The 21,186-nt window shown below is 42.2% G+C and carries 17 protein-coding genes; all 17 read right to left on the bottom strand.

Annotation, left to right across the window (positions count from 1 at the left end; genetic code table 11):
- Positions 1 to 6: 6 nt before the first annotated feature.
- The 17 genes from V7O67_RS08145 to V7O67_RS08065 all read right to left on the bottom strand — a co-directional run bounded on the left by V7O67_RS08145 (position 7) and on the right by V7O67_RS08065 (position 21,173).
- Positions 7 to 195 (bottom strand): 50S ribosomal protein L24e, encoded by a 189-nt coding sequence (locus tag V7O67_RS08145; protein ID WP_406657032.1) that lies wholly within the window; start codon positions 193 to 195, stop codon positions 7 to 9.
- 5 nt (positions 196 to 200) lie between these two features.
- Positions 201 to 416, bottom strand: coding sequence for a 30S ribosomal protein S28e (locus V7O67_RS08140; RefSeq protein WP_406657033.1), 216 nt, complete (start codon positions 414 to 416; stop codon positions 201 to 203).
- Positions 417 to 438: 22 nt separating this feature from the next.
- A complete protein-coding gene (gene rpl7ae, locus V7O67_RS08135) occupies positions 439 to 795 on the bottom strand; it encodes a 50S ribosomal protein L7Ae (protein ID WP_406657034.1) in 357 nt (118 codons plus the stop codon).
- Between the two features lie 272 nt (positions 796 to 1,067).
- Positions 1,068 to 1,922, bottom strand: coding sequence for a hypothetical protein (locus tag V7O67_RS08130; protein WP_406669834.1), 855 nt, complete (start codon positions 1,920 to 1,922; stop codon positions 1,068 to 1,070).
- Positions 1,923 to 1,960: 38 nt separating this feature from the next.
- Entirely contained in the window at positions 1,961 to 2,971 is a 1,011-nt protein-coding gene (locus V7O67_RS08125; protein ID WP_406669833.1) for a SufB/SufD family protein, read from the bottom strand.
- Positions 2,972 to 3,163: 192 nt separating this feature from the next.
- Entirely contained in the window at positions 3,164 to 3,910 is a 747-nt protein-coding gene (locus tag V7O67_RS08120; RefSeq protein WP_406657037.1) for an ABC transporter ATP-binding protein, read from the bottom strand.
- A 175-nt stretch (positions 3,911 to 4,085) separates the two neighbouring features.
- Positions 4,086 to 4,313, bottom strand: a complete 228-nt coding sequence (locus V7O67_RS08115) for a winged helix-turn-helix domain-containing protein (RefSeq protein ID WP_342306518.1) — start codon at positions 4,311 to 4,313, stop codon at positions 4,086 to 4,088.
- A 152-nt stretch (positions 4,314 to 4,465) separates the two neighbouring features.
- Positions 4,466 to 5,056: an archaeosortase B gene (gene artB / locus V7O67_RS08110; protein WP_342305353.1), complete on the bottom strand. Its 591-nt coding sequence runs from the start codon at positions 5,054 to 5,056 to the stop codon at positions 4,466 to 4,468.
- A gap of 45 nt (positions 5,057 to 5,101) precedes the next feature.
- Positions 5,102 to 6,643: a hypothetical protein gene (locus V7O67_RS08105; RefSeq protein WP_342305354.1), complete on the bottom strand. Its 1,542-nt coding sequence runs from the start codon at positions 6,641 to 6,643 to the stop codon at positions 5,102 to 5,104.
- Positions 6,644 to 6,890: 247 nt separating this feature from the next.
- The gene (locus V7O67_RS08100) at positions 6,891 to 11,525 is read right to left on the bottom strand and encodes a hypothetical protein (RefSeq protein ID WP_342305355.1); all 4,635 of its coding nucleotides are present in this window, start codon (positions 11,523 to 11,525) and stop codon (positions 6,891 to 6,893) included.
- A gap of 173 nt (positions 11,526 to 11,698) precedes the next feature.
- Positions 11,699 to 12,313, bottom strand: a complete 615-nt coding sequence (locus V7O67_RS08095) for a hypothetical protein (protein ID WP_342305356.1) — start codon at positions 12,311 to 12,313, stop codon at positions 11,699 to 11,701.
- Between the two features lie 327 nt (positions 12,314 to 12,640).
- On the bottom strand, positions 12,641 to 13,207 hold the full coding sequence (locus tag V7O67_RS08090) for a hypothetical protein (RefSeq protein ID WP_342305357.1): 567 nt from the start codon (positions 13,205 to 13,207) through the stop codon (positions 12,641 to 12,643).
- A 472-nt stretch (positions 13,208 to 13,679) separates the two neighbouring features.
- Complete coding sequence (locus tag V7O67_RS08085) at positions 13,680 to 13,994, bottom strand: winged helix-turn-helix domain-containing protein (protein WP_342305358.1); 315 nt, start codon at positions 13,992 to 13,994, stop codon at positions 13,680 to 13,682.
- Positions 13,995 to 14,005: 11 nt separating this feature from the next.
- Complete coding sequence (locus V7O67_RS08080; RefSeq protein WP_342305359.1) at positions 14,006 to 14,644, bottom strand: hypothetical protein; 639 nt, start codon at positions 14,642 to 14,644, stop codon at positions 14,006 to 14,008.
- Between the two features lie 70 nt (positions 14,645 to 14,714).
- On the bottom strand, positions 14,715 to 16,958 hold the full coding sequence (locus V7O67_RS08075; protein ID WP_342305360.1) for a cohesin domain-containing protein: 2,244 nt from the start codon (positions 16,956 to 16,958) through the stop codon (positions 14,715 to 14,717).
- 22 nt (positions 16,959 to 16,980) lie between these two features.
- Positions 16,981 to 20,550 (bottom strand): hypothetical protein, encoded by a 3,570-nt coding sequence (locus V7O67_RS08070; protein ID WP_342305361.1) that lies wholly within the window; start codon positions 20,548 to 20,550, stop codon positions 16,981 to 16,983.
- A gap of 278 nt (positions 20,551 to 20,828) precedes the next feature.
- Positions 20,829 to 21,173, bottom strand: coding sequence for a hypothetical protein (locus V7O67_RS08065; protein ID WP_406669832.1), 345 nt, complete (start codon positions 21,171 to 21,173; stop codon positions 20,829 to 20,831).
- Positions 21,174 to 21,186 lie beyond the last annotated feature (13 nt).

The raw sequence follows: 21,186 nt of genomic DNA, 5'->3' as shown, positions 1-21,186 counted from the left end.
ACCACATTATGCCTTCTTCAGGTGTATTCGGCCCTGCTCGGTCCAGACAGTACGCCTTGGTAATCTTCCAAGCTCAAAGTTGCCCTCGCATTTTGAAGAACAGAAAAGGTATGTAGATCCGTCCTTCTTTACAAAGAGTTTGCCTGTTCCGGCTTCAAGGAATTCACCGCAAAAAGAACATTTTCTCTGTTCCACTATGATCACCTTGTAGTCAGCTTCTTTGCTTCTCTTGATGTTTCTACCAACATCAATACGTCACCGATTCTGATCGGACCGACACAGTTACGGGTGATGATACGCCCCTTGTCGCGTCCTTCAAGTACACGGCACTGTATCTGGCTGGCTTCACCATGCATACCGGTATTTCCGATAACATCAATGACTTCAGCCGCATAGCCTGTATCTTCATCTGCCATTACGATACCTCACGTATCAGTATTATTTCAGTGCACTTACTTTCTGTGCAATATCTTCAACAAGTGAGCTGCCTTTTCCAGTATCAACGATTGCGACAGCTGCACAGGCAACACCTATGCCACAGGCTGCACCGAGTTCTTTCTGCTCCTTGACAAAAATGTATGGAGTGTTCTTTTCCTCACAGAGTGGTCCTATGTGAGCGACAACTTCGGCCGGGCTGACATCTTCTGCGATCACAGCAAGCTTTGTAATACCTCTCTCAATTGCTTTTGTGACTTCGTTGGTGCCCTTTTTCAATTTACCTGTGTCTCTTGCAAGTTCTACACTCTCAAGCGCCTTGTTTGCTAATTCTTCTGGAACGTCAAATTTTGCTGCCATTTTATTGTCTCCTTCGAAACCATGATAGTCTCATGGTTTTTCATTATTCATTGTATGCCGGTAATCCCGGCTAATTTGGCCAATTATGATTGCAATAATATTATCAATAATTAACTGACACAAAGTTCAATGCCAAATATTGGCTTTGAATTACTACATCCAAACAAATAATAATCTGCTGAATGCGCAATTGGAATCAATTAATAACTTGTTCAGGTATAAAGCTTGTGGCAGAAAAATAAACAAAAAAAAGAGAAAACGGTGATAAGATATCACCAGTATTGTTCCATTGCAAGGTTGAAGAAATTTGATTCATTACTCGTAACAACAACTGTTACAATCCTTCCATCATCCTCAATAGTCGTATCATATAACAGACCCCGTTCAGTACTGTTGGCTTCAAAGCCCGCGATTGTACTAATCGTGCCTTCCAATGGATTCAGGAATATCTCCGTCTTTGTGTAATTTCCATCTTCCATATTTCTGAATTCCAGATAGTGTTGCTCAGCAATGAGATCCTCAGAGCTCAGCATCTGATATTCAGCCCCTGGTACCACATATCCAAGTATTTCATCATATTCTGTAGAAGAGTTGGACATACCTGATGAGACATCGATAACAGATTCAAGACTACTGGAAGTACCTAATAGAGTAGGAGTACCTATCACATTAAAAAGTTCTCCGCCTCTTGAGAGAAGTTGATATCCATTATAAGTTCCTGCCCCTATATACTGGAAATTGATGACCTCTGGTGAAAGCACATGTGCTTCAAATGCAAAGCCCTCATCATCATAAGCTGAATACCTTTTGATTATCAGAGTATTGTATACTGAATACAGATCAGTGATATTAGGTGCAAAAGCCTGAAGCGGAGTACCATATACCTTTGAGTAATCAATATATGCTGCATTTGACACACCCTGCGGGCTAATTGTAAGCCCTTCAGCAATTGAATTTATTTCTGCATCAAAATGTGTTCCGTCAATAATCTCAAAACCCGGTGCATCCTCCAGACCTGTAACTTCTTCACTTGTATTGGAATCGTTTGCATCGCCGCTAAAAAAGAACGGTGCGATTGACATTAGCATTATTGCGGCCAAAAAAATGGCAACGTATTTCTGATTCATTTAAGATCCTCTTTTGATGGCGAAAATCATTCAATGGTTTAAATTGCACTTTCTCCTATTTTTGCAATTGTTTCATCAATGTCTGCCCTCAGTTCATCGGGAATTCCCTGTATGCCGACATCAAGGAATCCTCTAACTATCATACCGACTGCATCTTCCTCTGAAAGGCCACGTGCCATCAGATATTCTATCTGTTCACGAGCAATACGTCCGACTGCAGCCTCATGGGATAATTCGATATCCTCTACATTTGCTTCAAGGATGGGTATGGCTCTTTGTGTGCCTCCTCCAAGTACTAGTCCGTGACACTCAAGATGGCCTTTGGCACCATTTGCATTTCCAACCATCTCTCCTCTTGCAATTGAAACTCCGCCTGTAGTAATAGTCCTTGAAATAAGTTCTGCAGATGTTTCTTCAGCCTCAAAGATTACCCTGCTTCCAAGGTCAAGTTCAGATTCCGGATGTGCAACTGCTATGGTATTGAGTCTGGCAAAAGCACCCTTGCCTTCCAGTATAACGGTCGGATATGCCTGAATAGACTTCACAGGCTTGAGGGTCACGTAATTACTAATGTATGTGCCGCCTTCCTCGACATGTACTACTGTCCTTGGCCTGACACCTATCTGCTCGGCCCAGTTGTGGATCATGGTGAAGTTCAGTGTTGCTCCCTTCTTCACGTACATCTCTGAAATCCCGAGGTGCAATCCCTTTTCGATCCCGTGTTTGGTCGAGCATCCTGTGATAACTTCAAGTTCGGCTCCCTCTTCAACAACGACTATATTGTGTACTGTTTGTGAAACCTGCTTTGAGCCTATAAGAAGACATGTCTGGACCGGCATCTTTGATTTCTTCCCTGCTGGAGCGCGGATAAAATAACCGTTAGCATCTTGCAGATAGCTCATGGCAGTATACTTATCAGCATCCGGCTTGACAAGTTTCCATACATAATCCTTCACCCAGTCATGAACTTTCATTGCATCTCTCAGGGACATGAGTTCAACGACATCTTTGTCATGAAGGGATGTGTGAGTAATGGCATTATCGATCATTACCAGGCTGCCTGAACGATTCTCTTCTCCAGGGGTGAAACCGACGTTCAGGAGTGTTCTCTGATCATTTTCACTAAGCTCTTCGAGGTCATCGGCCTTTTCAGCATTATCTGGCGCAATACCATATTCATCAAGATCGAAATCCTCCCCGTAGGCAGCTTTCTTCCCGAGTGCGGCTTCTGCCTTTTTTCTTCATATCTGCATCAGTTTGCATTTGATACACTCCTCATATCCCTGTTCCTTGATCTCGGTAAGCATTTCACGTGGGTTTCCCGAACACATCACTGTTCCATTACAAAGAATAAATGCCCTATCCGTTTCCAGATAATCAAGGACCTGGCCGGTGTGTGTTATGACAAGCGCAGATTTCCCATGTTTGCATCTTTCTCCGGGACATTTACAATCTTTAGTCAGAAGTTTATTTATCGTAGTGCCCAGTAATTCGATGCTTGCGAGATCAACACCGGATTCCGGTTCATCAAGCAGCAGGAAGTCAGGATTCTGTGCTGAGAGTTGCAGGAGTTCCGATCTCTTTATTTCACCACCGGAAAAACCTACATTTATGTCTCTTTCGAAGAACCGCATCATATCTACAGATTCGGCGAGCTCTTCAGTTTCCTTGAGGTCATTTGTTATTACTTTCAGGAGATCCTCAAGTTTGACACCACCCAGGTTTGGAGGTCTCTGGGTCATGATGCCCATACCCATCTGTGCTCTTTGTGAAACAGACAGGCGTGTGATATCCTCTCCCTTAAAGATTATCTCTCCATCCACGACTTTGTAGCCACTGAATCCCATCAGTGTCATAAGGAGTACGGACTTGCCTGCTCCATTGGGTCCGAAAAGAACGTTGGTGTGGCCGGCTTCAACATTAAGGTCTACACCTTTTAATACTCTGCGACCTCCGACTTCAACAGTTAGATTATTGATCTCTAGCATAATATGGCCTCCTTTTATGATAATTTATATCCATGAACTACAAAATTCACGAAATCCAGCTTTATTATACAGGTTATCGGTTAAAAACCTATTGAAATTCAAAAAATACCCTGCGAATCCAACGCCATGCTAATGATATAAAATAGATAGTGGAGTTACAAGAAATTCAATGGATTCACAAACCTAGTTCCTTAGCAACCTCTTGAAACTCGTTACCTTTATCAGTTGTGACATAAAGATTACCTTTTTGCTCGATCAACCCATTTTCCTTTAAAAGGGAAAGGTATCTGTTCACAACTTCAAAGTTTAAATTTGCACGGTACACAATATGTGTTTTTTTTGCCCCCTCTAATGCAGCCCTTAATATTTCCACACTTATGGTTGTTTTACTTCTTCTTACTATAACACCACATCCACACTCAAATGCATAATTGAAAGATTATGTTTTTCGTGCTTTCCAGATAAAACTTTTATTGAAAGTTATATCATTTCAGACAAACTGTTCATAACACAATTTTTAATCACCCTTTACCCATCAGCAAATTTGCCCATATCCTAAATATTCTCGCCCTTCACTACCTTTTCTATCCACAGTAACATGAGCATCACTATTAGGAAAATGAACGTTATCTGCCACAGATAATAATGTACATAGCTAAAAAGCGCAGGGTACATCAATCCTACAAAAGACAAGAATACAAGCCTGAACATATTTATAATTAGCATTGCAGGCACACCCAAAACTACACCGAGCAACTTGTTACGTAATGTAGTAGGATAGGCAAGCACACACCCGGCATAAACAAGCAGTTCATACATCCCCGTGCATTCATCTATGACCATTACAGAAAAGTCGTTCATGTAAACAGACTGACCATATGACGAACTTTCAACTCCTAAGATGGACATAATGTCTGAAAGAGCATTCGCGGTCATTGTACTCAGGAAAATAAATTTCTCCTGGAAAAGTACATAGGTTCCTGTGAAAAGTGATATGAATAACAGATAAGGTCCAATGAATCTAATAACCTGTTCATTCTTTTTCAGAAAATCCTTCACATATATAAAGTAAGGCAAAGGATCAGCCGTCTTTTCTATAGTTTTATGTTTCCTGGCACCTTTTAAATTTCTGCTTTTTTTAGTCATATTCCCTCCAAGAACAAAGAAACTACGGAAAATAAAAATATGGAATTAATCACGACGTCTAAGCGTGATAATTCCAAGAGCTCCAAGTGCACCGACCATAACCAGTATACCAACAGGTGTCAATAATGGGACAACTGGCTGGCAGTGGAAGTGGCTTGGATCCTCATCCGTTACGACGGTTCCTTCGTCATCCTCACCGGTTACAACGGCAATGTTCTCATATTGAGGAATACACTCCTCCAATGTGTCAGTAACCACATAGGTCCACGTTTCTCCTATATCCAGAATATTATCATTGTTCATACTCTTGGAAACGATCTTATCATCCCCAATCGTACCAATAACATCATCCACGACGACGATATTCTCCAGTGGTACATCACCAGTGTTGGTTACGAAGTATTCCCACTCAATGGTTTGTCCTACCTCAATCTGAGGACCAAGTGGATAATCTGCATCCTGACCATTTGTATGCTTTTCAATGTCAATGTCAGGTTCACACCTTACAATGTAATGGCTTGGATCTTCGTCAGTCACCGGGATGACACCATAGTAGCCTACGACGTCAGCAACATTAGCATACTGTCCACATACTGCTGTACCTGTTGCCTCATAGGTCCAGACTTCATCAACATCCAGTATATCGTCATCGTTACCCTGATCTACAATTGTGGTAATTACACCAAGTTTATCGTCTGTAACAACTACATCTTCCAGTGGTACATTTCCAGTATTGGTAACAACATAGGTCCATGTTACATCATCCCCAGAATCAAGTTCAGGGCCTGTTGGATTATCTGCATCAAAACCGTTGGTTGCCTTTTCGATATCTATCTCCGGGTTTGGTATAGCAACGACGATACGTGCCTGATCCTCACCAGGAATATCAAGGTTTCCTCCGGCAATTACTCTGACTTCAAATTCCTGACCAGGAACAAGATTGAAATGGTCAGCGATACCACTTACCGATATTTCATACACCGCATTTGCGGCTTGACTGTTGGCTGCTTCTACATTTGCCTCTGTGAAACCTGGGAAAGAACCAGCAAGTGGAGAAACGGTCCAGTTATTTCCGGAAACGGTTATAAGTAAGCTTTGAGTATCCTGTGTTATCGTGATACTGAACTGTTCGGCAACACCAACTCCATTGATTGACTTCCCTGTTACAGGACCGACTGTGTCACCATTAAGAGCAACAGTTGATATGCTTCCATCACCATCAAGATCTCCTGGCAGACCATATACAGTGGCCATACCATAGAGAGTGTCAGATGCGATATCATAATTCGCATATATTGCATTCAAATCGTACCCACTTTCAAAAGGACCTTCGGTAGCCATATTATCATTAAAAAGCGTACCAGAATCCCTCATAGGATCATCATCATACCAAGTTCCAGCTTGGGAAATTACCATTTTGTCTCCAAACGGACCAGTTGGATCATACGTTGTAGCATCTGCCTGTCCAAAAGCCCAGTTTTCATTCCACTCCCCAACTCCACGCACCCCATCCACGGATATTGCCATGACGCTAGGGACAGAGAATAAAACAATCAATACACCGAACATTACATGTAATTTGTTCATTATTTTCTGCTCCCTTCTTATAAAGAATATATTATCAATAATGAATTAGTCACCACAATATATATCGATGCAACAAACTAAGTTTAGTATCTTTGCTCAGTAAAAAAATTCAGTATAAAGCCTTTTTATTTGAAATTACATAAAAGGATATCTGAACTTTATAAAAATAATAATGAGTAAGTGTACTTTTTAATGCTAGACGAAATCAGAATTAATTGTAAAAAAGAAAAGAAAAGAAAAGAAGGAATTAATCCTTCCTTCTTAGGTAGAATGTTCCTACAAGTCCAAGAGAGGCAACGAATACCATCATTCCAACAGGACTTAGCAGTGGCACCACAGGCTGACAGTAATAATGGGCTGCATCTTCATCTGTAACCTCATCACCTTCAAATTCGCCAGTGGCTGTTGCAATGTTCTTGTGCTGAGGTACGCATTCTTCAACACTATCCACGAGTTCATATGTCCAGACCTCTCCAGAGTCCAGGATATTATCATTGTTGATACTCTTTGAGATAATGCTCGATTCAGGAATTACTCCAAGCTTATCATCAACAACAACTATGTTTTCCAGTGGTACATCACCTGTATTCTCCACTACAAAGGTCCATATGATCTCATCACCCACAGCAAGCATAATTCCTGGCTGCTGATCAGCATCCTTTCCATTGATGTATTTCTCGATATCGATGTCTGGTCCACAGTTCACATTGTAATGACTGGGATCATTGTCAGTTACCGGAGTGGCACCATAGTAGCCTATAGTGTCTGCAATGTTAGCATACTGACCACATTCCGCAACTCCTGTTGCCTGATAGGTCCATACCTCACCTGGAAGAAGCGTGTCATCACCATTTCCTTTGTCAACAATGTTGCTAATGATACCAAGCTGATCGTCAGTGACAGTCACATTGGTAAGATGCACATTTCCAGTGTTAGTTACAACATACTCCCAAGTGACATTTGACCCATATTCCAGTGTTGGTCCTGGAGCCGTATCAGCATCGACACCATTGGTTGACTTCTCAATATCGATACGTGGTATGCAGACAACATTATAGTGGCTTGGATCCTCATCACTAACTGTGACCGTATTATAGTCACCCGTCACCGTACCAAGATTGGCATAGTCACCACATGAAGCACTGCCTGTTGCTTGATATGTCCAGATCTCGGCAAGGTCAAGGATGCCATCACCATTGGTATCACCGCTTTGGTAGACAGGGATAACACCCTTGTCATCGGTAACGACAACATTGTCAAGTGGGACATTACCTGTGTTTGTGACAACATAGGTCCACATTACAGAGTCCCCAACATCTAGTGATGGGCCAGGACCAACATCAGCATCCTCACCATTGGTAGCTTTCTCTATGTCAATGGCAGGACATTCACCGAAGTAGTGACTTGGGTCTTCATCGGTTACTGTAACTGCACCATGATCACCGGTAACATTACCAATGTTAGCATACTGACCACATTCAGCTGTACCTTCTGCTTCATAGGTCCAGGTCTCAGTAAGGTCAAGGAGGCCATCACCATTGGTATCGCCACTCTGGAATACAGGGGTAACACCCTGATCATCGCTGACCACGACATTGCTAAGAGGAACATTACCTGGGTTAGTAACAACATAGGTCCAAATTACTGTACCATTTTCCAGGATACTTGGGCCAGGACCAACATCAGCATCCTCACCATTGGTAGCTTTCTCTATGTCAATGGCAGGACATTCACCGAAGTAGTGACTTGGGTCTTCATCGGTTACTGTAACTGCACCATGATCACCGGTAACATTACCAATGTTAGCATACTGACCACATTCAGCTGTACCTTCTGCTTCATAGGTCCAGGTCTCAGTAAGGTCAAGGAGGCCATCACCATTGGTATCGCCACTCTGGAATACAGGGGTAACACCCTGATCATCGCTGACCACGACATTGCTAAGAGGAACATTACCTGGGTTAGTAACAACATAGGTCCAAATTACTGTACCATTTTCCAGGATACTTGGGCCAGGACCAACATCAGCATCCTCACCATTGGTAGCTTTCTCTATGTCAATGGCAGGACATTCACCGAAGTAGTGACTTGGGTCTTCATCGGTTACTGTAACTGCACCATGATCACCGGTAACATTACCAATGTTAGCATACTGACCACATTCAGCTGTACCTTCTGCTTCATAGGTCCAGGTCTCAGTAAGGTCAAGGAGGCCATCACCATTGGTATCGCCACTCTGGAATACAGGGGTAACACCCTGATCATCGCTGACCACGACATTGCTAAGAGGAACATTACCTGGGTTAGTAACAACATAGGTCCAAATTACTGTACCATTTTCCAGGATACTTGGGCCAGGACCAACATCAGCATCCTCACCATTGGTAGCTTTCTCTATGTCAATGGCAGGACATTCACCGAAGTAGTGACTTGGGTCTTCATCGGTTACTGTAACTGCACCATGATCACCGGTAACATTACCAATGTTAGCATACTGACCACATTCAGCTGTACCTTCTGCTTCATAGGTCCAGGTCTCAGTAAGGTCAAGGAGGCCATCACCATTGGTATCGCCACTCTGGAATACAGGGGTAACACCCTGATCATCGCTGACCACGACATTGCTAAGAGGAACATTACCTGGGTTAGTAACAACATAGGTCCAAATTACTGTACCATTTTCCAGGATACTTGGGCCAGGACCAACATCAGCATCCTCACCATTAGTGGCTTTCTCAATATCAATACCAGGACATTCACCGAAGTAATGACTTGGGTCTTCATCGGTTACTGTAACTGCACCATGATCACCGGTAACATTACCAATGTTAGCATACTGACCACATTCAGCTGTACCTTCTGCTTCATAGGTCCAGGTCTCAGTAAGGTCAAGGAGGCCATCACCATTGGTATCGCCACTCTGGAATACAGGGGTAACACCCTGATCATCGCTGACCACGACATTGCTAAGAGGAACATTACCTGGGTTAGTAACAACATAGGTCCAAATTACTGTACCATTTTCCAGGATACTTGGGCCAGGACCAACATCAGCATCCTCACCATTAGTGGCTTTCTCAATATCAATACCAGGACATTCACCGAAGTAATGACTTGGGTCTTCATCGGTTACTGTAACTGCACCATGATCACCGGTAACATTACCAATGTTAGCATACTGACCACATTCAGCTGTACCTTCTGCTTCATAGGTCCAGGTCTCAGTAAGGTCAAGGAGGCCATCACCATTGGTATCGCCACTCTGGAATACAGGGGTAACACCCTGATCATCGCTGACCACGACATTGCTAAGAGGAACATTACCTGGGTTAGTAACAACATAGGTCCAAATTACTGTACCATTTTCCAGGATACTTGGGCCAGGACCAACATCAGCATCCTCACCATTGGTAGCTTTCTCTATGTCAATGGCAGGACATTCACCGAAGTAGTGACTTGGGTCTTCATCGGTTACTGTAACTGCACCATGATCACCGGTAACATTACCAATGTTAGCATACTGACCACATTCAGCTGTACCTTCTGCTTCATAGGTCCAGGTCTCAGTAAGGTCAAGGAGGCCATCACCATTGGTATCGCCACTCTGGAATACAGGGGTAACACCCTGATCATCGCTGACCACGACATTGCTAAGAGGAACATTACCTGGGTTAGTAACAACATAGGTCCAAATTACTGTACCATTTTCCAGGATACTTGGGCCAGGACCAACATCAGCATCCTCACCATTAGTGGCTTTCTCAATATCAATACCAGGACATTCACCGAAGTAATGACTTGGGTCTGTATCAAACACCGGAATAACATCAAAGAAACCAACTACTGTGGCATTGTTCTCGTACTGGCCACACTCGGCAATTCCTGTTACTGCATATATCCATGTCTCTCCGATATCTAGTATACTATCACCGTTACCATTGCTTATGATGTCCGTTATGGGACCCAGTTTATCGTCATTAACGGATACATTCTCCAATGGCACATTGCCCGAGTTTGTTACAACATAGGTCCACAGGAATTCATCACCTTGCGGAATTCCAGGACCAGGTGCTGTATCAGCATCAACTCCTTTGGTTGATTTTTCAATATCAATAATTGGATTTGGTATGTCAAAGAACACAGCCGCAATGTCCTCACCAACAATATCAAGGTTTCCACCCGCGCTTGTGGCTACACTGAACCTTTGTCCAGGAGTCATATTGAAGTACTGGCCCAGGTTTTGTATTGATATTTCATACACACAGTTGCTACAATTATCGGGGCCACCTGCATTTCTATTTGCAGCGACTACATCATTTTCATCTATTCCCGTAAAGCCTATCGTGTTGACAGCCCAGTCATTATCTGAAATGACTATAATTATCGCTTTTTCGTCCTGGGATATTATGATGCTCCATTGTTCCCCGGGACCGATACCAGTGATCTGCTTTCCACTAACGTTTCCAGCTATGTCACCTTTTTCTGCAAGACCAATAATGTCCCCATTACCATCAAGATCACCAGGCAAACCATATACAGTTGGCATACCATACAGCGTATCGTTGATTATATCATAATGGGCATATAGCCCCTTTATATCGTATCCGCTGGGATATGGCCCTTCGGTACTCAGGTTCTCATTAAAATTAGTACCTGCATCAGCAGCAGGATCCTCATCATACCAGCTTCCATTCTGGAACACAACCATCTTGTCTCCATAAGGACCATTGGAATCATAGCCAGTACCATTTATCTGACCAAAGTTCCAGTTCTCATCCCATTCACCTATGCTTCGTTCTCCATCTACAGTAATAGCTCCTGCGGTACCTGAAATAATGAGTAACACCAACGCTATCACAAAAAGTATACTACATTTTGTCATACTTTCCCCACCTTTATAAATAAAAGATTTATTTCTATTAGGGAATAATTTGGTTTAGTCAGTATTTATCATTGCAGTAAACATAAATCAGTAGAAATTATCCTAAGCATAGTGAAGTATCATAGTTTCAAAACATAGGACAGGAACAAGAATAATCAAACTATTTTTTTTGCTCATCTCATTTTCAGATTGAGCTTTCCATAAAATATATCCTCAATTACCTTAAGTGATTCATCACTTATCTTTGTTCTTTTACCCCTATCAGTTTTTTCCATGTTGTTGTAATCAAAAATACTTTTGCATACACCATTACTTTTGTCCGAAGGGTCATTATCCTGAAGGAACACAATGCAACCTTCCAAACCAATCTCTTTTTGGATATACTTCAATGCATAACCTACACCATAATGGCATCCAACGCCAGGAAGAAAATATTTGTAACCTTCACTCTTTTTCTCCTCAAGCCAGGGAAAAAGATTGGAATCACTATCAATTATCAATATTCGGTCTTTTGTAAAACCTTGTTCCTTTAGTAACGCTATCATATTACCCAGGGAACAGGGGACATTACAAACTTTACCATCCAGTTTTAAACAGTTTCTATTTTTCCTTAACTTAAGGTTATCAGAAACCGGACACAACGAATTGCCTAATGGTTTGGCACAGTAAGGAAGAAAAGATATGCAACTATCCAGCTCATCCTCAACGATCTTCTGCAAGTCAACGGCAGGTGAGGAGACAGCTACACTGTAACTGAGCAAATGTTTATTTACCTGATTGGAATTCAATCTCTTTTCTACCAATCTCTTGTTTAAAGAATATGGAACAAATGAGTAGAATCTCTCCAAAGCTGATATTTTCGTTAATTACTCCCCCCTTTACTGCTAGATTCATTGGAATATGCGTATATCCCAACCATTCAATAATAGCTGAACCATTGTTCTAAAATCTTGGCGTTGCAATAAAATATCGAATAAGGTATCTTTTTTTGTGGAAACAAAAAAATATACAAATATACCCCACAAATCTAAAAACTATCTACATTAAATGAATAAAAAAGTAAGTAAGTAAGAAATTATATAAAAAATAATGGAAGATTCTCAAAAGTAGAAGAATCAAGTACAAGAAGGATGTTCGTTCGTATTAGGAGAGTTATGAGGAACATCCACCATATTTGGATAATCCCCTGAGAGAATACGATCCATCAGAACAATTGTTTCTTTGTGAACCTTAGTCATTTTTCCCTTGTCAATACCTTCCATTGCCAGATAATCGTTCATGCATTTACAAACGCCATTCTCTTTATCTTCCTGGCAATAATCATCAACAAAGGCGATACACCCTTTGTAACCAAGTTTCTTTCCAACATAATCTATGGCATAAGATACTCCATATTTGCAGCCTATGCCCGGCATGAAATATTCATAGCCTTCCTTTCTTTTTTGCTGAAGCCACGGGAAGAGATTTGAGTCACGGTCTATTATGAATATCTGATCTTTTTTGAAACCATGTTTCATGAGAACATCTACCATCTCACCCAGAGAACATGGTACGTCACACCTACCACCAGATACCTTAATACATTTCTGATTTTTACGTTTGTGAATCTTGTCTGATGCAGGACATGTATGCTCACCCATAGGCTTTGCACAATATGGTAAAAAAGCAACACACTTATCCAAATCTTCCCTCACCACTTTATTTATGTCCAAAGAGTGAGGATATAATGCCAAATTGTTTTCTATAAGAACATTCTCTTGTTTTTTGAATTTACATTTCCATTTAACAATCTTTTGATGAATTGAATAGGGAAGTAATCCATATATTAATTCTCGGCTCAACATTTTTTTCCTCCGTTCGGTTTTGGACCATACTTCCGTGGAGTAATCCAGAGTAAATTATAATGCCCAATTTGAACTTTTATCAAGCATTTGTTTGATTGGTCATCCCTATAAACATCATGACCATATATACATTTATTCATGTACATGAATTTTATTAAAAAATATATACTGTGACCATCGTAGTAAATATTTAAAAAAGACACTATAAAAAGTGTCTATATTTTATATATAAGTTATATAGGAAAAATAATGCTTCTGAACTTTAAAAATGTCAGTGAATATTCACTAATTAGCTTATTGATAGCGGAGACTAAAGACCCAATTCCTTTGCAATCTCCTGAAACTCCCTACCCTTTGCAGTTGTTACATACAGGTTCCCTTTATGTTCAAGCAGCCCTTTTTCTTCTAACATTACAAGATACCTGTTAACCATATCAAAGTTCAGATTTGCATTGTAAACTATGTGTGTTTTTTTCGCCCCCTCCAATGCAGCTTTTAATATCTCCACACTAATGGCAGTTCTGCTTCGTCTAATATCACCACATCCATTAGTTACAGCCTTTCCGTCAATCCCAATACTGCTCATGATGAATAAAAGTTGGAAGGAAACAACCCATCCCAACATGCAAATCCAATTTATTTTTTAGATCTGTATCCATAAGAAACTACAACAACTCCTGCAAGGACGAGACCAAATACAGCAATTATGCCCTTACTCTCAGGAGTAGTTACAGGTGAGGTTTCATCATCCATCACTTCATCTTCTGTGCTTGGAAGTGCTTTTTCCTGAGGTACTGATTCTGATTCTTCTGCAATTGTCTCTTCTTCAATAGTTTCCGTAGTAGCAACGCTACTAAAACCTCCCCCACCACCTGATGATTTGGTTTCAGTCGTAGTAGTAGGAGGTGCAGGATTAGTTGCACTAAGATCCATGGAAATTACTTCACCGCTCTGATAGCTACTAAGGTCCAATGTCGTTGTTTCCACATCATTTACATAGACAGTAACCACACTATAATCAGAACTAACTCCCAGCCTGTTGCTTCGTTCATCACCGAACATACCCGTATTAGTTACAATTGTTTCACCAACTGTCTGGCCATCAACAACGAGTGCCACTTCTGTTCCCACAGGTGCCGGACTTCCATCAACCATTAAACTCCCTTCTAGTACGACTGGAGGACTAACGGCTGCAGCAGGTACAGCTACTACCATGAATGAGAATAAAATTATTAAAACCTGTAATGAAACACCATATTTTTTATCGCTTATCATACGTCCCACCTTTGATAAATCAAAAAAGCAGTGAGAAATCTCACTGCAAATTTTACATGTTCCTTTCACCTCAGGCCAATACACACTCCTCGTTCACGAATACGTAATATCCTTCATACATATTCATTTCAAAGACATCTGTACCTATCTGGTTGCCGTTGAGGGGTCCTTCCTGCCCATTGTTGCCTACGTAAGCAAACTCATTTGCAGAGGTTACCCATGGTCCTATGACCTTGAAGTAGCAGTCATCGATCGTTGCGAGACTGATCTCTGCAGACAGTTCTACCTTGGCGTTGTGACCAATCGCATTCCATCCCGGATAAAGTGTCAGTGATGGAGGCGTAGATGGTACCTTTGGTGTGAAATAGTCCTCGAGTATGACAACTTCCTCAGACAGATTGTTGTGTACCCAATATGCCTTCAATGGCTCAAAGGTAGTTGGTACAATCATCGCAGTTCCATTGTCATAGAATACATCATCAACCTCTACGTCGGTAAAGTCCTGAAGTACATAGTCGATAGTTGCATTCTCAAGTGTCTCTGGGACTGAGATCAGGTTCCATCCTGGCAGGAGTATTATTCCTTGTGGATTATATACTGCTACACAGACGATATTGAACGCTGAATCTGTTCCATCATCCAATGTTGCCTTTATCAGGTACTTACCATCAGGTACACTTGTCGTATCAAGCACAGCTGTCCAGCCATCGGAGCTATCATTGTCCGTTGCGAACTCGGTCCAGACCTCACCAACGTCATCATCAGCACAGTTACCGTTGGTATCTGCAAAGATAGCAAACGTTGCCGTTATGATATCATCCTGACTGGAGTTGTCCACAACCTCGACGATCTGTGTCTTTGAGACCACATCACCATCGGAATGAGAGATGATCTCTGGTACTGGAACTACATTAGGTACTGTTACTATCTCAACTGTACCGTCTGTAACTACCACTCCGGCGATAGCTGTATTGCTTTCATCCTTGAGAACTACAGCGTTCAGGTCAAGGTCATAGGTTCCATCTGTTGCACCAGCCTTCACTTCGAACTCAATGGTTAACATTGTCCCGGCTTCCGGCGTATAGACGCCACCAGTGGCAGCAAGACCATAGGATATTGTACCTGCTGCGTCATCACCACTTCCAGGTGCTACGAGTGCTCCGGCTCCGAGCAGATCCTCATTGATAACATCATTTACCATGAGTACTGCAGGATCATAGGATAGCTGCAGGTTCACACCACGAAGGTTCTCATCAGCTGAATCAACATCAACTTCCACCAGGAACGTGTCACCGATATCGACAGGTCCACTTGTTACTGGAGATATTATAACCTCCGGCACGTCAGAGACCACTCCGTCAGCTACCTGAACGGTAGCATCCGTGACACTTACTCCAGCGATAGCTGTATTGGTTTCATCCTTGAGAACTACAGTGTTCAGGTCAAGGTCATAGGTTCCGTCTGTTGCACCAGCCTTCACTTCGAACTCAATGGTTAACATTGTTCCGGCTTCTGGTGTGTAGGTTCCGGCAGTGGAAGCGATACCACATGCTATGGTGCCTGCTCCGTCATCACCACAAGATATAGTGAGTGTGTCGGATCCAAACAGTTCATCGTTGGTAACGTCATTTACCATGAGTACTGCAGGATCATAGGCTAGCTGTAGGTTCACACCACGAAGATTCTCGTCGGCTGAATCGACTTCAACCTCTACCACGAACGTGTCACCAGGGCCAACAGGACCGCTTGTTGCAGGAGTTATTTTCACTTCTGGTTCATCAGGTGTAGGTACTACAACATCATCCCCTACTTTCAATGTTCCATCTGTGACCCCAACTCCAACGATAGGTTCATTGGCTTCATCCTTAAGAACAACACCATTTAGATCAAGGTCGTAAGTGCCATTTGCTGCACCTGCCTTTACCTCGAAATCAACGGTTAACATTGTTCCGGCTTCTGGTGTGTAGGTTCCGGCGGTGGAAGCGATACCACATGCTATGGTGCCTGCTCCGTCGTCACCACACGATATAGTGAGTGTGTCGGTTCCAAACAGTTCCTCATTGGTAACGTCATTCACCACGAGCACTGAAGGATCATAGGCTAGTTGCAGGTTCACGCCACGAAGGTTAGCGGTCTCAGAATCGACCATAACACTAACCTGGAACGTATCGCCTGCATCATACTCATTTGTCTGCGGATCTACTGACACTGAAGGTGCTGCTGCTGCAAGTCCTACGCCTACCATGAAACATGCACAAAATATTAAAAGGATGGCAGTTGATCCTGCCATTCCCTTACGTGTTGTTTTTGTCATGATTTCACCTCTTACATCAGGCTTAAGACTGATATACTCCTGCAAACTCTACGAAGTCATCGAAGTCTACGTCACCGTCGTCATCGAAGTCGAAGATTGCATTGTAGTTGCTGTCACCAATTACTGAGTTGTAGGATGCTGCAAATTCAACAAAGTCGTCGAAGTTGACAACCTTATCACCGTTGATATCACCCTTTATCTCCTCGACTGGTGGCTCTACAACTGCAGCGCCGCCGTTCATGTAGATACCAGTACCATCTGTTGGATCATGTGTGAACATCATCCTTGGATAGACTGGTGGAATCTCGACATTGTCACACAGTACAGTGTTTGGTGCTGTGAATGAACTGGTCAGCAGATAGTCACCATTTCCACCTGCATTTGGCACATCTGGATAGACAAACTCCTTGTAGAAGTCTGGCATTGTCCTGATGTGCAGCCACTTCCATGTCTCGAATGAGTCAGCTGGAACTGAGTCTGCTGTACCAACTATACCACAGCCTTCTCTGAGAATTTCCAGGAGGTTGGTATGGAACCTTGCCTCATAGTCCTTACCTGTGAAGTAGATCTCTGTTGCTGGCACGTCAAACATGCGTTCTGCAACTGTATCGTAAACACTGCTGATGTACATGTCATGATACCAGAGCAGATCATCTGTTGCGCTGTAATCGCGTGACTGTCCGTAGTAGCATGTTGTAATTGGATTCACCTTGAATGTAGGTACGTCGATGTCATCGATCATAATGTGGTCACCATTGAATGGTGGCAGCACAGGAATGATATCACCGTCATACACAGCCTTCTTGACAACTGAAAGGTCATTCAGGGAAACATCCTGGTGTTCTGGCAGTGGATTCCTTATAGTGATGTACTTGACATTGTTGTCCTCTGGGCCATAGATCATTGCAACATCGTATTCAGCACCGTCCACGAAGAAAGTCTCGCTTGTGTGGAGAAGACGTCCGACACGTAGCAGTACCTTATCGTTAATTGTACTGGTACCAAGTATCTGCATTGCCCATGGGTCATAGAAGTCAGGAGTATCCATTACTACGGTGTGACGTCCTGCACTCAGGACACCCTGCTCAACATTGATGACATGGAGGCCATTTATCTGTTCAGGGACTGTGTTACCGTTGTAGAATATCTTGACTGCAACTCTGTCAATCTCACCCTCACCATCATAGTAGATACCTTCAATCTCTACAATGTGGTCAAGGAACTGTATCTTGTCACCTACGTCGACTCCGAATATCTCAGAACCTAGTGCTACATCCTTCCTTCCATCATTGTTGAAGTCAGTTGCTGCGAGCAGATAGGTCATATCGTCGATACCGTCGTAGTTCATGTCAAAGCTGTCAAGACCGATCTGAGAGTCATCCATGTCAGATATAGGGAACCAGAAGTATGTCCAGAGTCCTGCATCCTGGTCCATGAAGTCACAGAAGCTGTTAGCATTGCCCTCGGAAGTAGCCATACCTGCTGTTGGCTGGTAGTGCTTGTCAATGAACATGTATGTGTACTCATTGATTACATCTTCCCAGACGTACTCATTGTGGTTTGGTATCCACTCATTGTATACTTCGTCAAGCCAGACCATACCGGTTGGTTCAGTGTACTCAGGGACGAACCACTGTCTGAAGAATACCTTCTCATGTGAGTCCTTGTTGTCCACAACAATTCCTGCCTTAATCTTAGCCGGATTGAGTGTTACAAAGTCCTTTTCAGGTGCTTCAGGGCTTAGTGGATCAAATGGTGCTTCAGGATCAACATATGGGAATGCAGCATCCCTATCTTCTTCACCATAGACTCTAAGTCCGTTTGTTTCGGTGTCAATTTCATTGACATAGATATCTTCAGCTCCTGTCTCCTGGTCATAGACGAACATAAGTCTCTGTGGCCAGTTGAAGTTGTCAATGTTGCAAATGTACTGATAAAAGTCAGGACACTTCTTTGAGTTCTCTGCTCTGAATGAGCTTGTGAACAGGAAGTCACCTGTACCATCATCTGCATCAGGCAGCTCTGGATAGACAAAGTCCTTGTAGAAATCTGGCATTGTCCTGATGTGTAGCCACTTCCATGCCTCGTCAATTTCGAGAGATGGACTTAGATCTGCACCTTCGTCAAGCATCTCAAGCAGATTGGTGTGGAACCGTGGTTCAGTTGTCTTGTCAATGAAGTAGATCAGCAATGGATCAACATCGTATATCTTACGCTCTTCTACTGTGTCGTAAGCACTGTATATGCAATCATCCTGATACCATTCTCCATCAGGAGCATTTGTATTGAGGCTTGAACCTACATACCCAGTGTAAGCACAGCAGTTTTCAGTATGCGGAATGTTGATATCATCTACCATTGTGTGCACCTTGTTGAATGGTGGCAGCAATGGAAGAGTTTCTTCATTGTCAACCATTTCTTTGACAATTGAGAGGTCATTAATTTCAACATCCTGATGTTCTGGAACTGGGTTCCTGATTGTGATGTACTTAACTGAATCATCTTCAGGACCATAGATCATTGCGACATCATATTCTGCACCGTCTACGAAGAAAGTCTCTCTGGTGTAGAGCTGGCGTCCTACGGTCAAAAGAACCTTATCAAGGCCTGCACCTGTGGCTTCTACCTTAACATACCATGGTTCATAGAACTGTGGTCTGTCCAGTGTAACAGTATGACGACCTGAACTCAGTGTTCCCTGCTCAACATTGAGGACATGGAGACCACCAATTTGTTCAGCTTCCTTGTTACCGTTGTAGAATACCTTGAATGCGACTCTGTCTATCTCACCCTCACCATCATAGTAGATACCTTCTACCTCTACAATGTGGTCAAGGAACTGTACGCTTTCGCCTACTCCTACAGCGAGCAGCTCAGAGCTGATCTTTATATCCTTGTAATCATCATGGTTGAAATCTCCTACTCTCTTAAGCAGGACCATGTCATCAACACCATCATAGTTGATGTCATAACCATCAAGACCTATTTGTTCATCGTCATTGTCTGCTACTGGGAACCAGAATGTTGTCCAGTAAGCATTTGTTATACCCTTTGCAGTTGCAGCCCTTGGCTGGTAGTGCTTGTCGACGAACATGTAAGTATAATCTGTGACTACATCCTCCCAGACATATTCGTTGTGATCTGGAATCCATTCACAATCCCAGTCACATGATGGTGGCTTTCTGAATGATTCAGCTGAATCCTCAGTTATAGTTTCTTCTGTTGTAATGTTATCAACTTTCACTATACACCTGAAATCATCAAGCCATACCATACCCGTTGGTTCTGTGTACTCAGGCACGAACCACTGTCTGGCAAAAACCTTCTGTTTGGAGTCGATATTGTTCACGACAATATCATCTTCCAGCAAGGCTGGGTTAAACGTTACAAAATCTTTTATAGGCGATTCTTCATTCATTGGATCAAATGGTGCTTCTGGATCAGTGTATGGGAATGCGGCACTGTATCCATTTTCACCGTAGATTCGCAATGAATTTGCATCATCTGCAGCACTAGCAGGTGTTACTATTGAAAAAATAGTAATCAAAGCAATAGCAACCACTAAATGCTTGTGCTGGAACTTCACTTTCATTGTTAATATCCTCCTTTCTTAAGCCATACCGACTCTTCGATACCACCAAACATAACTCCGTCTCCATTTGCTCAATGATATCTACGTGAAGTTGCCTTAGACAATCCTACCGACAACCCCTATTATTCATATGAAGTTAGATTTTATAAACCGATAAGAAATAAAAATTCAGAACTATGTTAACAAATTAAGATACGAAACATTGTTCCTTAACAAAAATATCTCAAGAAAGGGAATTAGAAACAATAAACATTCGAAAATAAAAAAATGAATAATCATCAAACATTGAAGTTACTATGCGCTGAAACAAAGATAGTATCATAGGCAAATGTCAGCCATAGGAGAAATGGAAAAGCTATCCTACCAATGGCATATGTATAAAGTAATTGATCCTGATAAGAGAAGAAAAGTAGCTGCAAATATATTATCAACAAATTAAAAGCAATTGTCAGTATCAGACCCATCAGCAAGATTTTGATTGTCTTCTTCCTTTCAAAAGCCGTAGCAAGCACGAGAGCTACAAAAGGAATAAAATTCAAAGGAAGGTAAAACAAAAAAAAATTCTTTAAATCAACAATAACGACGGAAGCTGCAAAGTATCTTCCGCCTATTGGAACCCACAAAATGAACAAAATA

Origin of the sequence: Methanolobus sp. ZRKC4, assembly GCF_045291305.1 — an archaeon.
In the GTDB taxonomy this organism is placed as follows: Archaea; Halobacteriota; Methanosarcinia; order Methanosarcinales; family Methanosarcinaceae; genus Methanolobus.
This window is presented reverse-complemented; position numbering and strand designations above follow the sequence as displayed.